Origin of the sequence: Sodalis sp. RH14 (assembly GCF_047324285.1) — a bacterium.
In the GTDB taxonomy this organism is placed as follows: Bacteria; Pseudomonadota; Gammaproteobacteria; order Enterobacterales; family Enterobacteriaceae; genus Acerihabitans.
In genome coordinates this window covers 5,219,791-5,235,868 of the sequence record NZ_CP178739.1, presented here as the reverse complement: position 1 = coordinate 5,235,868, position 16,078 = coordinate 5,219,791, and the positions used below count along the sequence as shown (strand labels likewise).

Here is a 16,078-nt window from a genome sequence, read left to right as displayed (position 1 = left end):
ACGCGGATGAAAAATTTTTTAATCGCCCCATCCATCCTTTCGGCGGATTTTGCCCGTCTGGGCGAAGACACCGCCCGGGTATTGGCCGCCGGCGGCGATGTGGTTCACTTCGATGTGATGGATAACCACTACGTACCCAACCTCACCATGGGGCCGATGGTTCTCAAGGCCCTGCGCGACTTCGGCATCACCGCCCCCATCGACGTCCATTTGATGGTCAAGCCGGTAGATCGCCTGATTCCCGATTTTGCCGCCGCAGGCGCCAGTTACATCACTTTTCATCCCGAAGCCTCGGAACATGTCCACCGCTCGCTGCAGCTGATCAAATCCCACGGCTGCAAGGCCGGCCTGGTGCTTAACCCGGCAACGCCGCTCAGTTACCTGGATTATGTCATGGACCAGCTCGATATTATCCTGCTGATGTCGGTTAATCCCGGTTTCGGCGGCCAGTCGTTTATTCCCGGCACTCTCGACAAGCTGCGCCAGGTGCGCCGGCTGATTGACGACAGCGGTCGCGATATTCGCCTGGAAGTGGATGGCGGCGTCAAAGTCGATAATATCGGCGCCATCGCCGCCGCCGGCGCGGATATGTTTGTCGCCGGCTCGGCGATCTTCGGCCATCCCGACTACCGGGCCATTATCGACGCCATGCGTCGCGAGCTGGGCGCCAGCCGTCCTGAGCCGGATAACACCAGACCCGGGGATAGCCGCCTTGAGCGAAAAAACAGCCATGAGTAAGCTTTGCAACATCCGCGGACTGGCCTTCGACCTTGATGGCACCTTAACCGATACCGCCCCGGGGCTCAGCAGCGCGCTCGATCAGGCTCTCCAGGCACAGGGACTTCCGCCCGCGGGGCAGACGCTGATTTCCACCTGGATAGGCAATGGCGCCGACGTTTTAGTCGAACGCGCCCTGATTTGGGCCGGCGCCTCGCCCGAACCCGCGCTGTGCCGCGAGACGCGCGTGCTGTTCGACCAGTTTTACGCCCAGACCGTTGAGCAGGGCAGCCGGCTGTTCCCGCAGGTAAAAGACACGCTGGCCCGTCTGGCCGCCCACGGCCTGCCCATGGCGGTGGTGACCAACAAACCCACGCCTTTTGTCGCGCCGCTGCTGGCATCGCTGGGTATCGACAGCTATTTTTCGCTGCTGATCGGCGGGGATGACGTGGCGGCGAAAAAACCGCACCCGGCGCCCATCTACCTGGTATTGGGCAAACTGGGACTCTACGTTGAGGAACTGCTGTTTGTCGGCGATTCGCGCAATGATATCATTGCGGCCAAAGCCGCCGGCTGCCCCTGCGTCGGCATGACGTACGGTTATAACTATGGCGAAACGATCGAAACGAGCCATCCGGATTATGTCCTGGACCGTTTTGCCGATCTCCTGCCCATCCTTGGGTTGTCATCTACAGATAATCAGGAAGCGTAAAATGAGTAAACCCATCGTATTCAGCGGCGCGCAGCCCTCAGGCGAATTGACCATTGGCAATTATATGGGTGCGCTGCGTCAGTGGGTTACCATGCAGGATGATTACGACTGTATTTATTGCATCGTCGATCTGCATGCCATCACCGCGCGCCAGGATGCGCAGAAACTACGCAACGCCACCCTGGATCTGTTGGCGATGTACCTGGCCTGCGGCATCGACCCGGAAAAAAGCACCATCTTTGTGCAGTCCCATGTGCCGGAACACACGCAGCTGGGCTGGCTGCTCAACTGCTACACCTATTTCGGCGAGCTGAGCCGCATGACCCAGTTCAAGGACAAATCGGCCCGTTACGCCGATAACATTAACGCCGGCCTGTTCGATTATCCGGTGCTGATGGCGGCTGATATCCTGCTCTACCAGACCAACCAGGTGCCGGTGGGCGACGATCAGAAGCAGCATCTGGAGCTGACGCGGGATATCGTCCAGCGTTTTAACGCGCTCTATGGGCCTATCTTTACCTTGCCCGACCCCTTTATTCCCAAATCCGGCGCCCGGGTGATGTCGCTGCTCGATCCGAGCAAAAAAATGTCCAAGTCGGATGACAATCGCAACAACGTGATTACGCTGCTCGAAGATCCAAAATCGGCGGCGAAGAAACTGAAACGCGCCCTGACCGATTCGCAAGAGCCGCCGGTGGTGCGCTACGACCCCGTAGCCAAACCCGGGGTGTCGAACCTGCTCGATATCCTCGCGGGCGTCACCGGCAAATCCATTATTGCCCTGGAACATGAATTCGAGGGCCAGATGTACGGCCACCTGAAAGGGGCGGTGGCGGACGCCGTGTCCGGCATGCTCACCGATCTGCAGGCGCGTTATCGCCATTTTCGCGCGGATGATGCCCTGCTTAACCAGATTATGCGCGACGGCGCGGCCAAGGCGAGCGCGCGCGCGCAGCAGACCCTGCGCCAGGTGTACCAGGCCGTGGGATTTGTCGCCCGCCCGTAGTTGAGCATTGCTCGCGCCGGCTAAAAACAGCGGCGCTTGGCTAGACTTGGGCCTTGCGGTGGTTATCAAAGGAAGCTGCGGACAAGGGACGGCGGTTGCGTTAAGCTTGCCGGATGAATCCTTGCGTCCCGTCCTGTAACGAGGTGAACCGTGCCGGAATGTCCATTGCAATACATCATCAATGCCCGCCTGCCCCAGCGGGAAGGCCTGTGGCGCATTAGCGTCGAGCAGGGGCGTTTCGCGCGGATCACCGCCGCGCCGGAGACGCCGCCCGCCGACGCCGGGGAGGCGCCGGGAACGCTGGACGCCGGAGGCGGCCTGGTTATTCCGCCCTTTGTCGAGCCGCATATTCATCTCGATACCACCCAGACCGCCGGCGACCCCCACTGGAACCAGTCCGGCACGCTGTTCGAGGGCATTGAACGCTGGGCGGAGCGTAAAGCGCAGCTGACCCACGAGGACGTAAAACGGCGCGCCTGGCAAACGCTTAAATGGCAAATCGCCAACGGCATTCAACACGTGCGTACCCATATCGACGTTTCCGATCCCACGCTGACGGCGCTCAGGGCGATGCTTGAGGTCAAGCGCGAGGCGGCGCCCTGGGTGGACTTGCAACTGGTGGCGTTTCCGCAGGAAGGCATTTTGTCTTATCCGCGCGGCGGGGAACTGCTGGAGGAGGCGTTGCGTCTGGGCGCCGATGTGGTGGGCGCTATCCCGCATTTCGAGTTTACCCGCGAGTACGGCGTGGAGTCGCTGCATACAGCGTTCGCCCTGGCGCTGAAATACGACCGGCTGGTGGACGTGCACTGCGATGAAATCGACGATGAGCAGTCGCGCTTCGTGGAAACCGTCGCGGCGCTGGCGCACCGCGACGGCATGGGCGCGCGCGTAACCGCCAGCCATACCACGGCGATGCATTCCTATAACGGCGCCTATACCGCGCGCCTGTTCCGGCTGCTGAAGCTTTCAGGCATCAATTTTGTCGCCAACCCGCTGGTGAATATCCATTTGCAGGGCCGGTTTGACGATTATCCCAAACGGCGGGGGGTCACGCGGGTCAAGGAGCTGATGGCGGCGGGCATCAATGTCTGTTTCGGCCACGACGATGTGTTTGATCCCTGGTATCCGCTCGGTACCGGCAATATGCTGCAGGTGCTGCATATGGGCCTGCATATCTGCCAGCTGATGGGGTATGAGCAAATTAACCGGGGCCTGGAGCTGATTACCGTTAACAGCGCCCGCGCTATGCACCTTGATGATTACGGTATCCAGGAAGGCAACAGCGCCAATCTGGTGATCCTGCCGGCGGAAAACGGTTTTGACGCGGTGCGCCGGCAAACCGCGCCGCGCTACGTGATCCGCCGGGGCAGGGTGATTGCCCAGACGCTGCCGTCGCAGGCGACGCTGTTTCTCGACGGCCCCGCGGAAAAGGTCGATTTCACGCGGTGACGCTGCTGGTTCAAGCCGTCACGTCGGCCAACTGCCGTTTAATCGTCTCGCCGATTTTTTTGATCGCCGCCTCGATTTCCGCCGTGAGCTGGGTGGCGTAGGTGAGGCGAAAACAATGGCGGTATTTGCCGGAGGCCGAGAAAATCGGTCCTACGGCAATTTGTATTCCCCCTTTTTCCAACTGCCGGTTCAGCCTGAGGGAATCAAAGTGCTCCGGCAGTTCGATCCACATTAAAAATCCTCCCTGGGGCCGGCTGACGCGGGTCTCCGGCGGAAAATAGGTCTTGACCCAGTCCGTCATGATATCGCAGTTAAGCTGGTAGCGGGCGCGCATGCGCCGCAAATGCTTCTGGTAATCGCCCTGGCGCACAAACTCGGCCACCGCCAGCTGGGGTTGCAACGCGGTGGCGCCGGTGCCGATATACTTCATATGAATCACTTTTTCCATATAGCGGCCGGGCACGATCCAGCCGACCCGCAGGCCCGGCGCCAGGGTTTTGGAAAATGAGCTGCACAACAGCACGCGGCCGTCGTCGTCAAAGGATTTAATGGTGTGCGGACGCGGATAACGGTAGGCCAGATCGCCATAGACATCGTCCTCGATAATCGGCGTATCGTAGCGCGCCGCCAGATTCAGCAGCGCCTGCTTGTGCGCGTCCGGCATAATATAACCAAGTGGATTATTGCAATTGGGCGTGACCTGGATGGCCTTGATCGGCCATTGTTCCAGCGCCAGTTCCAGCGCGTCAAGACTGATGCCGGTCACCGGGTCGGTGGGGATTTCCAGCGCTTTGATGCCGAAGGCCTTCAGCGTCTGGGTCACGCCATGGAAACTGGGCGAATCCACCGCCACGATATCCCCGGGCTGGCATAACGCGTGAATGGCGATCGACAGCGCCTCGTGGCAGCCGGTGGTGATCATGATATCGTCGGACAGCGCCAGGCAACCGCTGTCCACCAGCAGCCGGGCGATTTGCTCGCGCAGCGCCGGGGCGCCGCTGATATCGCCGTAGGTCATGCCGCGCAGGTCCGGATGCAGGGCGATGCGGCTTAACTGTCTGGTCAGCGGTCTTAACGTGGGCGAACTGATATCCGGCATACCCGGCCCCAGATGCACCATGCCGTCAACCGGATCGGATCGCAGCAGCTTAAGCACCAGATCCCATTGGGATATTTCCACCGGCCGCTGCGCCGGGCGGCACATGGCCGGCAGCGCGGCCGGCTCATGCTGCTGGCTGACAAAATAACCTGATTTCGGCCGCGCCTCGATCAGCCGCCGTTCCTCCAATACCCGGTACGCCTGTTGCACGGTGCTGATACTTACCTCATGCTCCAGGCTCAGGGCGCGCACCGAGGGCAACCGCTGACCGCAGGTATATAGCCCCTGCTCAATACGTTCGCCGATGATACCGGCCAGGTTGTCATAACGCGTCATATCGCCCTCATACAGGTTAAATTTTCTAAGTAAAAAGCAATACAGAATGGACGAAATCTAAGCATTACAGCGCTGATTATTATTATTTGTATGGTGAAAATACCGGATTTCTGAATCTGTACGGTATCAGCATACCGTTGCATGATAGTTCCATCAACCGACGAGGAGGAACCATCATGAAAAACACGTTAAAAATAGGCCGGACCCTTCCCCTGGACGTAAAGCCGCGCCACGCCGTCGGTCAGAATCCGCTGCTTGCGTTCTACCACCGGTTCACCGACTGGCAGCGGCGGCGGCGCAACCGCCTGATCTTAAGCGCCCTGAGTGACGATCAGCTGAAGGATATCGGACTTTCACGCAGCGAAGTCGCGTATCGGGACGAAAAAAAATAAGTTATTGATAAAGGATTTCTATCACAAGGACTGAATGAACCATGACCAATACCATTGCCGAACTAAGCGCCTTTTGCCTGTACGCGTTTGTCACGTCCATCACCCCCGGACCCAATAATGCCATGTTGGCCAGTTCCGGGGTGAATTTCGGTTTTTACCGTACCTTGCCCCATATTTTCGGCGTTAGCTGCGGGCTGTGCTTGATGATACTGGCCATCGGCCTGGGACTGGAGCGGTTGTTCCAGCTCTATCCCATGCTGTTTCCCCTGGTCAGGGTGAGCGGCGCCTGTTACCTGGTCTATCTCGCGTGGCGCATCGCCAACGCCGTGGCGCCGTCGGGCGGCCTGAGCGGCGCGGCCGTGCCGTTGGGCTACTGGGGCGCGGTGGTTTTTCAATGGCTGAATCCCAAAACCTGGCTGATGGCGATAGGCGCCGTCACCGCCTATGCCCCGCTGCAATATCATTTTCGCGATATTGTGCTGATCGCCCTGATTTTTACCCTGATCAACGCTCCCTGCGTCAGCGCCTGGGCGGCCTTCGGCAGCATGTTGAAAAACAGGCTCGGCCAGTCGCACCGGCAGATGATGTTCAATCGCCTGATGGCCGCGACGCTGGTCTTGTCGCTCTATCCACTGCTGGTGCGCTAGTCCCTGCCCGGGCCAGGCATGCGCGTGGCCAGCCGGTTATTCGCCCGCGTGTCCGTGCAGCCTATGGCGGGTGACGAAACCCAGCGACAGGCACAAGACGAACACGGCGAGATACAACGCATTGGCGGTTATGAGCGCGAATTTTACCCCCAGATGCGCGACGATAGGGCCGGTAACCACAAATGTCAGCATGGTGCCGATGGTGCCGCAGGTGAGAATGGTGTTCACCAGTTTGGGAGAGGTCACCCGGGTTTGCTGCGAGCCAAGGGTGATAATGGTGGTATAAATGGCGCTGGAAACAAACCCCAGCCCCAGCAGGTAATAATGCAGATGTTCCCCATGGCCGGAGGTGATAAACAGATACATCAGGACGGCGGACAGCGCGGCCAGCAGGGTAACGATGCGCTGTAAATCCACATGGCGCAGTACCGCGCTGAAAAACCACATGCCGACCATATACGCCGTCCAGAAATTACCCACCAGCCCGCCGGCCTGCTCGATATCCATGCCGAAGCTGTGGGTCGCGTATTCAGGCACCCAGGCGATAAAACCCAGCTGCCCCAGGATATAACACAGCGCGGCGGCCGACAGCAGCAGTACCCCTGCGCCCCATTTTTCCCGGGCCGGCGGCACGGCCAGCGGATCCCCCGCGCGGTCTTTCTTGCCCAGCACCGGAAATTCGCTCAGCAGCGTCAGGACAAAAATGGCCACGTACAGCAGGCCGATACAGGCGTACACCCAATACCAGGTAATATGGCGCGCCAGCAGCACGCCGGCCAGGATGGGGAATACCGCCCCGGCCATACTGAAAAACGAGTCGGTAAACAGCAGGCGCGAACCCCTCTGCCGTCCCGTGTAAAGGTAAGCGATGAGATAAGTGCCGATGGACATGGTAATGCCGCTCACCACGCCCAGGACAAACATCGACAGCGAAAACAGCGCCAGGGTATGCCCGCTCATCAGGCCGGCGATGGCGAGCACCATCAGCGCGAAGCCGAAAATCAGCTGGCGCTTGAGCGGGATAATCTCCATCAGCCAGGCGTTCAGGAAAATCGCCAGCAAAATACCGGAGTTGAGAAAAGTGAAGGTGGCGCTCATGGCCGAAACGGGGACCTGAAAATACGCGGCAATATTGCTTAACACCACGCCGGTGACAATCACCAACGCGCCGGTCAATCCGTACGAAAAAAAACTAATCCACGTTAGCAGCAGTCGATTTTTGTTATTCATCATTGGCCTGTTAAATGTCGACGCCCGACCGGCTTGCCGCCCGCCGGCATCATTGTTGCCTTACTGTCACCGATAGGGCACAAATACTATCATGGCGATTTATGCCGTGGACATAAAAGTCGCCCCGCCGGACTTTTTCAGCGATTTTTGCAATATCTGTTTAACGGCGGTAGACCCATCCCGCCCGCGCGGGAGGTCCTTCCCGGCGACGATATAAAACCTGTTACGTAAAAAACGGTAAATGGGTAGCGTAAGCGCGGTCCGCTCTTTAGAATCAGAGCCCTTCCTGTTGCCCATGTATTAAAAAGGAACCCTTCATGCTGAAACGAAACCTGGCCACCGCCGCACTGGTTTTCTCCCTGGCGGCGGCTTCTTGCCCGGTGTTCGCCGCCGGTCAGGACACCCATGTACTGCTGACGACCTCGGCGGGGAATATTGAGCTGGCGCTGGATAATCAAAAAGCGCCGGTGGCGGTGAAAAACTTTGTCGATTATGTGAACAGCGGCTTTTACAACAACACCATCTTCCATCGCGTCATCCCCGGTTTTATGGTCCAGGGCGGCGGTTTCAACCAGGATCTGACGCAAAAGGCCACCCAGGCGCCGATAAAAAACGAAGCGGATAACGGCCTGCGCAACCTGCGCGGCACCGTCGCCATGGCCCGCACCAACGACAAGGACAGCGCCACCAGCCAGTTCTTTATCAACGTTGCCGATAATGCGTTCCTCGATCATGGCCAGCGTGATTTCGGTTATGCCGTGTTCGGCAAAGTGGTCAAGGGGATGGATGTGGCCGATAAAATTGCCCAGGTGCCGACCAAAAACGTCGGGCCTTACCAGAATGTGCCGGTAAAACCGGTGACCATCCTGTCCGCTAAAATTATGCCATAATCCCCGCCGCGGCCAGCTTAACGGGAAAGGTCGCCATGGCCTTTCCCCGGCGGCCCGTCGCCATCGTCCGCGCCTCGCTTCCCGGCGAACCCGCCAATGCCGGTTATACTTCATGTTATTACCTCAAGGTCGCAGCCAGGAGGCATGACATGAAAAAAATGACTGAAAAACAAAAAGCCAGGTTGTTCCAGCAACGCCGCAATGAGAATTTCCACGCCAGCAACCGCCTCGAAGGTTTTACCGCCGAACCGGTTACCCTGACGGCGCAAGAGGCCTTGCTGCGCATTGACGAGCTCAGGAGGCATTATGAACGATAAATTCGGCGACGGACGCGATCCCTATTTTTATCCCGGCCTCCCGGTATTGGCCAACCGGCTTAATATTCATGAGTCCGCCGGCCTGCGCGAGGCCGAACTGGCGCTAACCGGGCTGCGCGCCGCGACGATAGAACTGGGGCCGCCAAAGAGGGGACTGCCCTGGCTATGCGCCCTGCATCGCCAGTTGTTCCAGGATGTTTACGACTGGGCCGGGCAGTTGCGCACGGTGGATATCTATCAAAATGAAACCCGCTATTGCCATTTTGCCTACCTGGAAAAGGAGGGCAACGCGGTGATGCAGCGTTTGGAGGATGAAGACTATCTGCGCGGGTTGTCCCTGGACGCAATCGTGCCGCGCCTGGCGCAATATTATGCCGATATCAATATGCTGCACCCGTTCCGGGAAGGCAACGGACGGGCGCAGCGGGTCTTCTTTGAGCAGTTGATTATCCATGCCGGTTACGACGTGCGCTGGCGGCCCATCGAACGGGAGGAGTGGCTGGCGGCCAATGAAGCCGGCGCCTTTGGCGACACGGGACCCCTGGCCGCCCTGTTTGCCCGCGTGGTCGCCGAACCGGGCGAGCCCGATTAAGCCTGCCGGCGCCGCGTTGATTATCCGCCGGGACGCAGGTCGATGCTGTCGACGCGATCGGGATAAAACGCCACGTAATCCTTAATGGCGGCGACGGCCTCATGGGGCGATTCGTAGCTCCATACGGCATTGCGCGAGCGCAGTCCGCCCGGCGTTATGCTGTAGTACGCGCAATCGCCTTTATAGGGGCAATAGGTGGCATGGTCGGTCCTTTCCAGCAGCGTCATGTCCACATCGGCGCGCGGGATATAATGCACCGGCGGATAGTCCGCTTCGCGCAGGGTCAGCGACTTTCGGCTGTCGGCGACGGTATGGCCGCCGACGGACACCACGATGCGCTGCGGGTTGGGCTCAATGGTGATCGGATGATCGGGACCTGGTATTTTAACGGGTTTGGTATTCATAACGGTATGACCTCGGTGCGTTATCGTGACGTCCGGGGGACCCGCCGCAATAAACCGCGGCGGGGGTATCCGGCCTGTGACCGGCCATGGCGTACTATCGCAGCCTACGCCTTTGCGCGTGCGGCGTGTTACCGCCAGTGCTCCCTAGCCTTTACTCTCCCGGCAAGCAGGCTGCGGCCTCGGCCACCGGCAGGATGCACGCAAGCCACGTGAAGCCGCGCCGCCGCCCCGAAGGCGTTGTTTACGCCGTCTGTTGATCCTGTTCCTCGCGGCGCTGATGCTGCCACATCGCCGCGTAGCGGCCGTTTTGCGCCAGCAGCTCGCCATGGCGTCCGCGCTCGGCGATGGCGCCGTCCTCCAGCACGAGAATCTCGTCGGCATCGACGATAGTGGACAGCCGGTGGGCGATGATAAGGGTGGTATGATCGCGGCTGACCTCGCGCAGATGCGTCTGGATCTCGCGTTCGGTCTGGGTATCAAGTGCGCTGGTGGCTTCGTCGTAGACCAGGATGGCGGGATTTTTCAGCACCGTGCGGGCGATGGCCACCCGCTGCTTTTCACCGCCGGACAGTTTTAGGCCCCGTTCGCCGACGCGGGTCTCGTAGCCGTCGGGCAGGCTGACAATAAAATCATGGATATGCGCCAGCCTGGCGGCCCGCTCGATTTCGGCAAACGTGGCGTCGGTATTGCCATAGCCGATGTTATAGCGCAGGGTATCGTTAAACAGCACGGTATCCTGCGGCACGATGCCGATGGCACGGTGCAGGCTCGCCTGGGTAACGTCGCGGATATCCTGCCCGTCCACGGTGATGGCGCCGGCATCGACATCATAAAAACGAAACAGCAGGCGCGACAGCGTGGATTTGCCCGCGCCCGACGCGCCGACCACCGCCACGGTTTTCCCCGCCGGAATGGTAAATGTGATATTGCCCAGGATGGGGCGGCGCGCGTCATATCCGAAACCGACGGCGTTGAACGCCACTTCCCCGCGGGTAACGCGCAGCGGCGCGGCGCCAGGGCGATCTTCAATTTCTCTTTCCAGCGTGAGCAGATCAAACATATTATCCATATCGATCAGCGCCTGGCGTATTTCCGCATAAATAAAACCAAAAAAATTCAGCGGCTGATACAACTGCAGCAGATAAGCGTTAACCAGTACAAAGTCGCCCAGGGTCATGGTGCCCTGGGTAATGCCGCGCGCCGCCATGGCCATCATCGTGACCAAACCGACGGAAATCACCGCCGTCTGGCCAATGCTCAGCACCGTAAAGCTGAATTGGTTTTTAATGGCGGCGCGCTCATACAGCCGACGCGAGCTGTCAAAGCGCTGGCACTCGAACGCCTCATTGCCGAAATATTTCACGGTCTCGTAATTAAGCAGGCTGTCGAGGGATTTATTACTGGCGTCGGCATTGGCCTGGTTTAATTCGCGGCGAAAGCGGGTACGCCATCCCACCGCCGTAATGGTAAACAGGATATACGCGCCGACGGTGGCCATAATCGCCACCGCGAACCAGATGTTCAGCAGCCGCCACATAATGGCCGCCACCAGGCTGATTTCAAATAAGATGGGCACGATGGAGAACAGTACGCGCGACAGCACCGTCGAGACCGCCTGGGTTCCCCGCTCGATGGACAGGGACAACCCGCCGGTGCGCCGTTCCAGATGAAAACGCAGGCTTAGGGCATGCAGCTGGCGGAAAACGCGCAGGCCCAGCAGCCGGGTGGCGTTTTGGCTGACATAGATAAACATCACGTTGCGCAGTTCATCAAATAACGATGCGCAGACCCGCGCCAGACCGTAGGCGAGGATAAGCCCGATGGGCACGGCCAGCAGCCGCGCCTGGTCGCCGCCCAGCCGGTCGACGATGGCTTTATAGGCCAGCGGCACCAGCGACGTGCCGACCTTGGCCACGATCATAAACAGCAGCGCCGCCACCAGATAGTAGCGCAGCTTAGGGTTATTCTTGGGCCACAGGTAAGGCAGCAGTATTTTCAGCGGCTTATAACGGTACATGCGTTGTTTTTTTATCCCTGACGATATGACAATATGGCCGGTAGCCTGCGGGCGGGCGTCGGGTGAATATCACACAGGTCCTGATCTCCTGTCCAGGCAAAGGACGCTATCCTGTGTAGCTGGCGGGGCACGGGCCGCTATCTAAAATGCATCCTGTTGTTATTCAATAAAAATCTATTTACCAGTAGGATATACCGGCGATGTTGCTGCTTATCGATAACTATGACTCCTTTACCTACAACCTGTACCAATATTTTTGCGAGCTGGGCGCGCAGGTAGAGGTATGGCGCCACGACCGGTTGCAACTGGCCGATATCGAGCGCATGGCCCCGCGGCAACTGGTGATTTCCCCGGGTCCCGGCACCCCCGACGAGGCCGGCATTTCACTGGCGGCTATTCGTCATTTTGCCGGCAGGATACCTATACTCGGCGTCTGCCTGGGTCATCAGGCCATTGCGCAGGCTTTCGGCGCCCGCATCGTGCGCGCAAACCAGGTGATGCACGGCAAAACCTCCGCCATTATCCATGACGGCCGCGGCGTCTTCGCCGGGCTGGCCCTGCCGCTGACGGTCACCCGCTACCATTCCCTGGTGATCGACCGCGCCGGCTTGCCCGATTGCCTGGAGGCGACCGCCTGGAGTCTGCGCGACGGCGCGCGGGATGAAATTATGGGCATCCGTCATCGAACCCTGCCGCTTGAAGGTGTACAGTTTCATCCTGAAAGCGTGCTCAGCGAGCAGGGACATCAACTCCTGGCGAACTTTCTTGCGTGTTAGCCGATCGGCATGTTGATATAGCATTAACGGACAAGGCCACGGGCAGCGGCTTTTTTTCGCTCTGATAGTGATAAAACGATTGCACTGGAGTGATTTTTTATTCATATTTTATGACTATAATATCACTTCTTGATTTGTTGCGGACCGGGTAATTACATATGAATACAGATAATAGCGCAGTAACGCGGGAAACTTTCGACCAGGTTATTCTGCCGGTTTATGCACCGGCGCAGTTTATTCCGGTCCGGGGCAAGGGCAGCCGGGTATGGGACCAGGACGGAAAGGAATATATTGATTTCTCCGGCGGCATTGCCGTCACTGCGCTGGGACATTGCCACCCGGCGCTGGTCGCGGCGCTGAAAGCCCAGGGCGAAACCCTATGGCACACCAGCAACGTCTTTACCAACGAACCGGCGCTGCGCCTGGCGCGCAAGCTGATTAACGCCACCTTTGCCGACCGGGTGTTTTTTGCCAATTCGGGCGGCGAGGCCAATGAAGCGGCGTTTAAGCTGGCGCGTCACTACGCCATTACCCGCCACAGCCCCTATAAAACCAAAATCATCGCTTTTCATAACGCGTTCCACGGCCGCACGCTGTTTACCGTTACCGTGGGCGGGCAACCAAAATATTCCGACGGCTTCGGGCCAAAACCGGCGGATATCGTCCATGTGCCTTTTAACGATCTGGCGGCCGTCAAGGCGGTGATGGATGATCATACCTGCGCCGTGGTGGTGGAGCCGATTCAGGGTGAAGGGGGCATTATGCCCGCCACGCCGGAATTCCTGCAGGGCCTGCGCGATCTGTGCGACCAAAATCAGGCGCTGCTGGTGATGGACGAAGTGCAGTGCGGCATGGGGCGCACCGGCAAGCTGTTTACCTATATGCACTATGGCGTAACGCCGGATATTCTGACCACCGCCAAGGCGCTGGGCGGCGGTTTCCCCATCAGCGCCATGCTGACTACGGAAGAGATCGCCTCGGTGATGAAAGTGGGCACCCACGGCACCACCTATGGCGGCAATCCCCTGGCCTGCGCGGTATCCGAGGCGGCGCTGGATGTGATTAACCAGCCGGAAGTCCTGGCGGGCATTAACGAAAGGCACGATCGTTTCGTCAGCGCGCTCCAGGCGATTGACGACAAATATCAGGTATTTTCGGATGTGCGCGGCATGGGCCTGCTGCTGGGCGCCGAACTGCGGCCGCAGTTCCATGGCCGGGCGCGCGAGTTCCTGCACGCCAGCGCCGCGCAGGGCCTGATGATCCTCAACGCCGGTCCGGACGTCATCCGTTTCGCGCCGTCGCTGGTGGTGGAGTTCGCCGATATCGAACAGGGCATGGCCCGGTTTGAACAGGCGGTGGCGCAGGTTATCGCCGCCAAACCCTAAGGCGCGCGGCGGGAGACTAATGGCTTAACCGGCGCGCCAGCCAGTTGCCGTGCTGCGGCCGCTGGCGCCAGGCTACCGATGAAATCGTATGCATCACGCCCAGATGGAACAGAATACGCCGCAGATGGCGTTCCATCAGGGTGCCGGGCAGCTCCGGCGTTTCGCCGGCGGCATCCATCACCGGGCTGTCTGAGCTTGGGCCGTCATATTCCAGCCGTTGCTGGCAGCGCTGCAGCGCCACCTCGCAAGAGGCCAGGTACTTTTGCGCCAGCGTCGGCGTCAGCATGTAGTGATCCCGCGCCAGGATGGTCATGGCATTGATGTGCTCGACGATGAACTGGCTATGGGTCACCCATAAACGCATATCGGTCAGATAGCGCGAATTAAACGCCGGCTCCCGCATCGCCTGGCTAAGCGACGTAAACAGCGCGTTGTGCGCCTGGTTGACCTTCATGCGCGCGTAGGCCAGCGCCGCCGGCTCGGGGGCGGGTTGCAGCAGCAGTCGCAGCGCGTCCTGGTCCCGCTCCAGCGCCAGATGGGCGTTTTTGCGCAGCATACCGCTTTGCCACTGCGGCCATAACCACAGCATGCCGCCGAACGCCAGCATACAGCCGATCAGCGTATCCACCAGCCTGGGCACCAGGAAATGCGCGCCGTTCAGCGACAGTAGCTGCAACGTATACACCGCGGTCACCGTCATGCCGATCATCGCCAGGCCGTAATTTTTGCGCAACACCAGGTAAGACGCCAGCGTCAGGAACAACATGCACAGCAATACCGTGCCGTCGCTCAGCCTGAATTGCAGCGTGCCGGCGGCAATCACCAACCCCGCCAACGTGCCCAGGGCCCGATGCTGGATCCGCACCCGGGTGGCGTTATAGCCGTTCTGGCTGACAAACATCACCGTCATTAAAATCCAGTAGGGTTTGGGGAGATCCAATACCAGCCCCAGGCTGCTGCCGATGGCCAGCATAATCCCAAGCCTTGCCGCGCTGCGCAGCGCCATGGATTTAAAGGAACAGTAGCTGACCAGCGCATGCCAAAACGACAGCCGCTGCTGGTTGTCGGCCATCAGGTCGCGGCGGTAAAGCGGGCGCTGGGTACGCAGCAGCCGGGCGATACGGCTGAAATGGTAATAACAAAACTGTCCGACCGGATTATCCGGATGCCGGTCGGCAATTTTTTCCAGGGCCGACAGCGCGGTGGCCATGTTAAAACGCCCCGGCTGCCGGTGATAGAGAATATCATCCGCCAGTACCCGCAACCGCGCGGCAATCAGCCGGGCGTTATAGCGGATAACCGCCTCGGCGTGGCTTTGCGCCACCAGTTTTTGTACTTCGTCCGGCTGGTGCAGGCTGACGGCGATATGCTCCTGCAAATCCAGCGCCACCTGGAAAGAACGCAGCAGGCGTTTGTACTGCAGCTGATCATTGGCCGACAGCATATAAAGCTGCTGGTATACCTGGGCAATCAGATCAATCACCGCCTGCTGGCGGGCAAACAGCGGCGGCAGGGCGGTTTCCGGATCGGTATGCTGTGTCAGCAGGGTATATTTCGCCTCGATATAATCCGCCAGCTCCCGATACAGCAGGCTAAGCGATTCCCGCATCGGCTGCTCCTTCCACAACCGGAACCACAGGGCGTTGAACAGCCCGTACCAGGCGGTGCCGGCAATATACAGCAGCGGCGGCACGGCGGGCGGCACATTGCCGGCCAGCCCCAGGGTAAAGATGGCGGCGATAAGCGCGGCGGGCAATAAACGGCCGTGCAGCGGGCTGATTTCACCGGTAACGCCGAACAGCAGCGCCAGGCCGAGCATCACCAAGGGCAACGGCACCGGCACGGCCAACAGCACCTGGATCAGCACGCTGCTCAGCGCGAACAGCACGCCGCCGACGGCCAGTCGCTTGAAAAACCGTTTATGCAGGGTATCGAGGCCGGCGATATTGCAGCAGGCAGGGACCAACGAAAACAGCAGGCCGTTTTGCAAGCTGCCGAATAACAGGCCGGCGGCCACCGGCAGGCATAGCACGATGGTTTGCCGCAGGGCATAGTTTACTTCAGGGTGGTAGATTAACCGGCGCCACATACTGTCAGCAAAAAAAGCGT

16 protein-coding genes are annotated in these 16,078 nt (G+C 59.4%); 11 read left to right on the top strand and 5 right to left on the bottom strand.

Annotation, left to right across the window (positions count from 1 at the left end):
- Positions 1-6: 6 nt before the first annotated feature.
- From rpe to ACL2XQ_RS23965, 4 genes are all read left to right on the top strand, one after another.
- Positions 7-738 carry a ribulose-phosphate 3-epimerase gene (rpe, locus tag ACL2XQ_RS23980; protein ID WP_410013240.1) on the top strand — a complete coding sequence of 244 codons (732 nt, stop codon included), beginning with the start codon at positions 7-9 and terminating at the stop codon, positions 736-738.
- A complete protein-coding gene (locus tag ACL2XQ_RS23975) occupies positions 731-1,429 on the top strand; it encodes a phosphoglycolate phosphatase (RefSeq protein WP_410016710.1) in 699 nt (232 codons plus the stop codon). Before rpe ends, ACL2XQ_RS23975 begins: the two co-directional genes overlap by 8 nt.
- A gap of 1 nt (position 1,430) precedes the next feature.
- Positions 1,431-2,435 (top strand): tryptophan--tRNA ligase, encoded by a 1,005-nt coding sequence (gene trpS / locus ACL2XQ_RS23970; RefSeq protein ID WP_413721570.1) that lies wholly within the window; start codon positions 1,431-1,433, stop codon positions 2,433-2,435.
- A 165-nt stretch (positions 2,436-2,600) separates the two neighbouring features.
- On the top strand, positions 2,601-3,884 hold the full coding sequence (locus ACL2XQ_RS23965; RefSeq protein WP_410013247.1) for a cytosine deaminase: 1,284 nt from the start codon (positions 2,601-2,603) through the stop codon (positions 3,882-3,884).
- Between the two features lie 10 nt (positions 3,885-3,894).
- Here the strand turns inward: ACL2XQ_RS23965 and ACL2XQ_RS23960 are convergent, their stop codons facing one another.
- Positions 3,895-5,319 (bottom strand): PLP-dependent aminotransferase family protein, encoded by a 1,425-nt coding sequence (locus tag ACL2XQ_RS23960; RefSeq protein ID WP_413721569.1) that lies wholly within the window; start codon positions 5,317-5,319, stop codon positions 3,895-3,897.
- A gap of 176 nt (positions 5,320-5,495) precedes the next feature.
- On the opposite strand from ACL2XQ_RS23960, the gene ACL2XQ_RS23955 reads away from it, so the two are divergent.
- Entirely contained in the window at positions 5,496-5,711 is a 216-nt protein-coding gene (locus ACL2XQ_RS23955) for a DUF1127 domain-containing protein (protein ID WP_413721568.1), read from the top strand.
- Positions 5,712-5,752: 41 nt separating this feature from the next.
- On the top strand, positions 5,753-6,358 hold the full coding sequence (locus tag ACL2XQ_RS23950) for a LysE family translocator (protein ID WP_410013250.1): 606 nt from the start codon (positions 5,753-5,755) through the stop codon (positions 6,356-6,358).
- Between the two features lie 36 nt (positions 6,359-6,394).
- Here the strand turns inward: ACL2XQ_RS23950 and tsgA are convergent, their stop codons facing one another.
- A complete protein-coding gene (gene tsgA, locus ACL2XQ_RS23945; protein ID WP_413723505.1) occupies positions 6,395-7,588 on the bottom strand; it encodes an MFS transporter TsgA in 1,194 nt (397 codons plus the stop codon).
- Positions 7,589-7,905: 317 nt separating this feature from the next.
- Here tsgA and ppiA point away from each other — a divergent pair, with 317 nt between their 5' ends.
- The 3 genes from ppiA (at position 7,906) to ACL2XQ_RS23930 (ending at position 9,387) form a co-directional block, all read left to right on the top strand.
- Complete coding sequence (gene ppiA / locus ACL2XQ_RS23940; protein WP_413721567.1) at positions 7,906-8,478, top strand: peptidylprolyl isomerase A; 573 nt, start codon at positions 7,906-7,908, stop codon at positions 8,476-8,478.
- Positions 8,479-8,627: 149 nt separating this feature from the next.
- Positions 8,628-8,795 carry a YhfG family protein gene (locus ACL2XQ_RS23935; RefSeq protein WP_410013252.1) on the top strand — a complete coding sequence of 56 codons (168 nt, stop codon included), beginning with the start codon at positions 8,628-8,630 and terminating at the stop codon, positions 8,793-8,795.
- Positions 8,785-9,387: a putative adenosine monophosphate-protein transferase Fic gene (locus tag ACL2XQ_RS23930; RefSeq protein WP_410013253.1), complete on the top strand. Its 603-nt coding sequence runs from the start codon at positions 8,785-8,787 to the stop codon at positions 9,385-9,387. The genes ACL2XQ_RS23935 and ACL2XQ_RS23930 overlap by 11 nt, the downstream gene beginning before the upstream one ends.
- 20 nt (positions 9,388-9,407) lie before the next feature.
- On the opposite strand, the gene ACL2XQ_RS23925 is transcribed toward ACL2XQ_RS23930, so the two are convergent.
- Both ACL2XQ_RS23925 and ACL2XQ_RS23920 read right to left on the bottom strand, forming a co-directional pair.
- Positions 9,408-9,791: a DUF427 domain-containing protein gene (locus ACL2XQ_RS23925; protein ID WP_410013254.1), complete on the bottom strand. Its 384-nt coding sequence runs from the start codon at positions 9,789-9,791 to the stop codon at positions 9,408-9,410.
- 241 nt (positions 9,792-10,032) lie between these two features.
- A complete protein-coding gene (locus ACL2XQ_RS23920) occupies positions 10,033-11,808 on the bottom strand; it encodes an ABCB family ABC transporter ATP-binding protein/permease (RefSeq protein ID WP_413739764.1) in 1,776 nt (591 codons plus the stop codon).
- 200 nt (positions 11,809-12,008) lie between these two features.
- Between ACL2XQ_RS23920 and ACL2XQ_RS23915 the strand changes: the two genes are divergently transcribed.
- Both ACL2XQ_RS23915 and argD read left to right on the top strand, forming a co-directional pair.
- On the top strand, positions 12,009-12,584 hold the full coding sequence (locus ACL2XQ_RS23915) for an aminodeoxychorismate synthase component II (protein WP_413721564.1): 576 nt from the start codon (positions 12,009-12,011) through the stop codon (positions 12,582-12,584).
- Positions 12,585-12,742: 158 nt separating this feature from the next.
- Entirely contained in the window at positions 12,743-13,969 is a 1,227-nt protein-coding gene (gene argD / locus ACL2XQ_RS23910) for a bifunctional acetylornithine/succinyldiaminopimelate transaminase (RefSeq protein WP_410013257.1), read from the top strand.
- Positions 13,970-13,985: 16 nt separating this feature from the next.
- Here argD and ACL2XQ_RS23905 read toward each other — a convergent pair whose 3' ends face one another.
- Positions 13,986-16,058, bottom strand: a complete 2,073-nt coding sequence (locus ACL2XQ_RS23905) for a YccS/YhfK family putative transporter (RefSeq protein ID WP_410013258.1) — start codon at positions 16,056-16,058, stop codon at positions 13,986-13,988.
- Between the last annotated feature and the right edge of the window lie 20 nt (positions 16,059-16,078).

Excerpts from the sequence above, each read along its gene's own strand:
- rpe (WP_410013240.1), top strand. The coding sequence starts at position 7 with ATGAAAAATTTTTTAATCGCCCCATCCATCCTTTCGGCGGATTTTGCC.
- ACL2XQ_RS23975 (WP_410016710.1), top strand. The coding sequence starts at position 731 with ATGAGTAAGCTTTGCAACATCCGCGGACTGGCCTTCGACCTTGATGGC.
- trpS (WP_413721570.1), top strand. The coding sequence starts at position 1,431 with ATGAGTAAACCCATCGTATTCAGCGGCGCGCAGCCCTCAGGCGAATTG.
- ACL2XQ_RS23960 (WP_413721569.1), bottom strand. The coding sequence starts at position 5,319 with ATGACGCGTTATGACAACCTGGCCGGTATCATCGGCGAACGTATTGAG.
- ACL2XQ_RS23955 (WP_413721568.1), top strand. The coding sequence starts at position 5,496 with ATGAAAAACACGTTAAAAATAGGCCGGACCCTTCCCCTGGACGTAAAG.
- ACL2XQ_RS23950 (WP_410013250.1), top strand. The coding sequence starts at position 5,753 with ATGACCAATACCATTGCCGAACTAAGCGCCTTTTGCCTGTACGCGTTT.
- tsgA (WP_413723505.1), bottom strand. The coding sequence starts at position 7,588 with ATGAATAACAAAAATCGACTGCTGCTAACGTGGATTAGTTTTTTTTCG.
- ppiA (WP_413721567.1), top strand. The coding sequence starts at position 7,906 with ATGCTGAAACGAAACCTGGCCACCGCCGCACTGGTTTTCTCCCTGGCG.
- ACL2XQ_RS23935 (WP_410013252.1), top strand. The coding sequence starts at position 8,628 with ATGAAAAAAATGACTGAAAAACAAAAAGCCAGGTTGTTCCAGCAACGC.
- ACL2XQ_RS23930 (WP_410013253.1), top strand. The coding sequence starts at position 8,785 with ATGAACGATAAATTCGGCGACGGACGCGATCCCTATTTTTATCCCGGC.
- ACL2XQ_RS23925 (WP_410013254.1), bottom strand. The coding sequence starts at position 9,791 with ATGAATACCAAACCCGTTAAAATACCAGGTCCCGATCATCCGATCACC.
- ACL2XQ_RS23920 (WP_413739764.1), bottom strand. The coding sequence starts at position 11,808 with ATGTACCGTTATAAGCCGCTGAAAATACTGCTGCCTTACCTGTGGCCC.
- ACL2XQ_RS23915 (WP_413721564.1), top strand. The coding sequence starts at position 12,009 with ATGTTGCTGCTTATCGATAACTATGACTCCTTTACCTACAACCTGTAC.
- argD (WP_410013257.1), top strand. The coding sequence starts at position 12,743 with ATGAATACAGATAATAGCGCAGTAACGCGGGAAACTTTCGACCAGGTT.
- ACL2XQ_RS23905 (WP_410013258.1), bottom strand. The coding sequence starts at position 16,058 with ATGTGGCGCCGGTTAATCTACCACCCTGAAGTAAACTATGCCCTGCGG.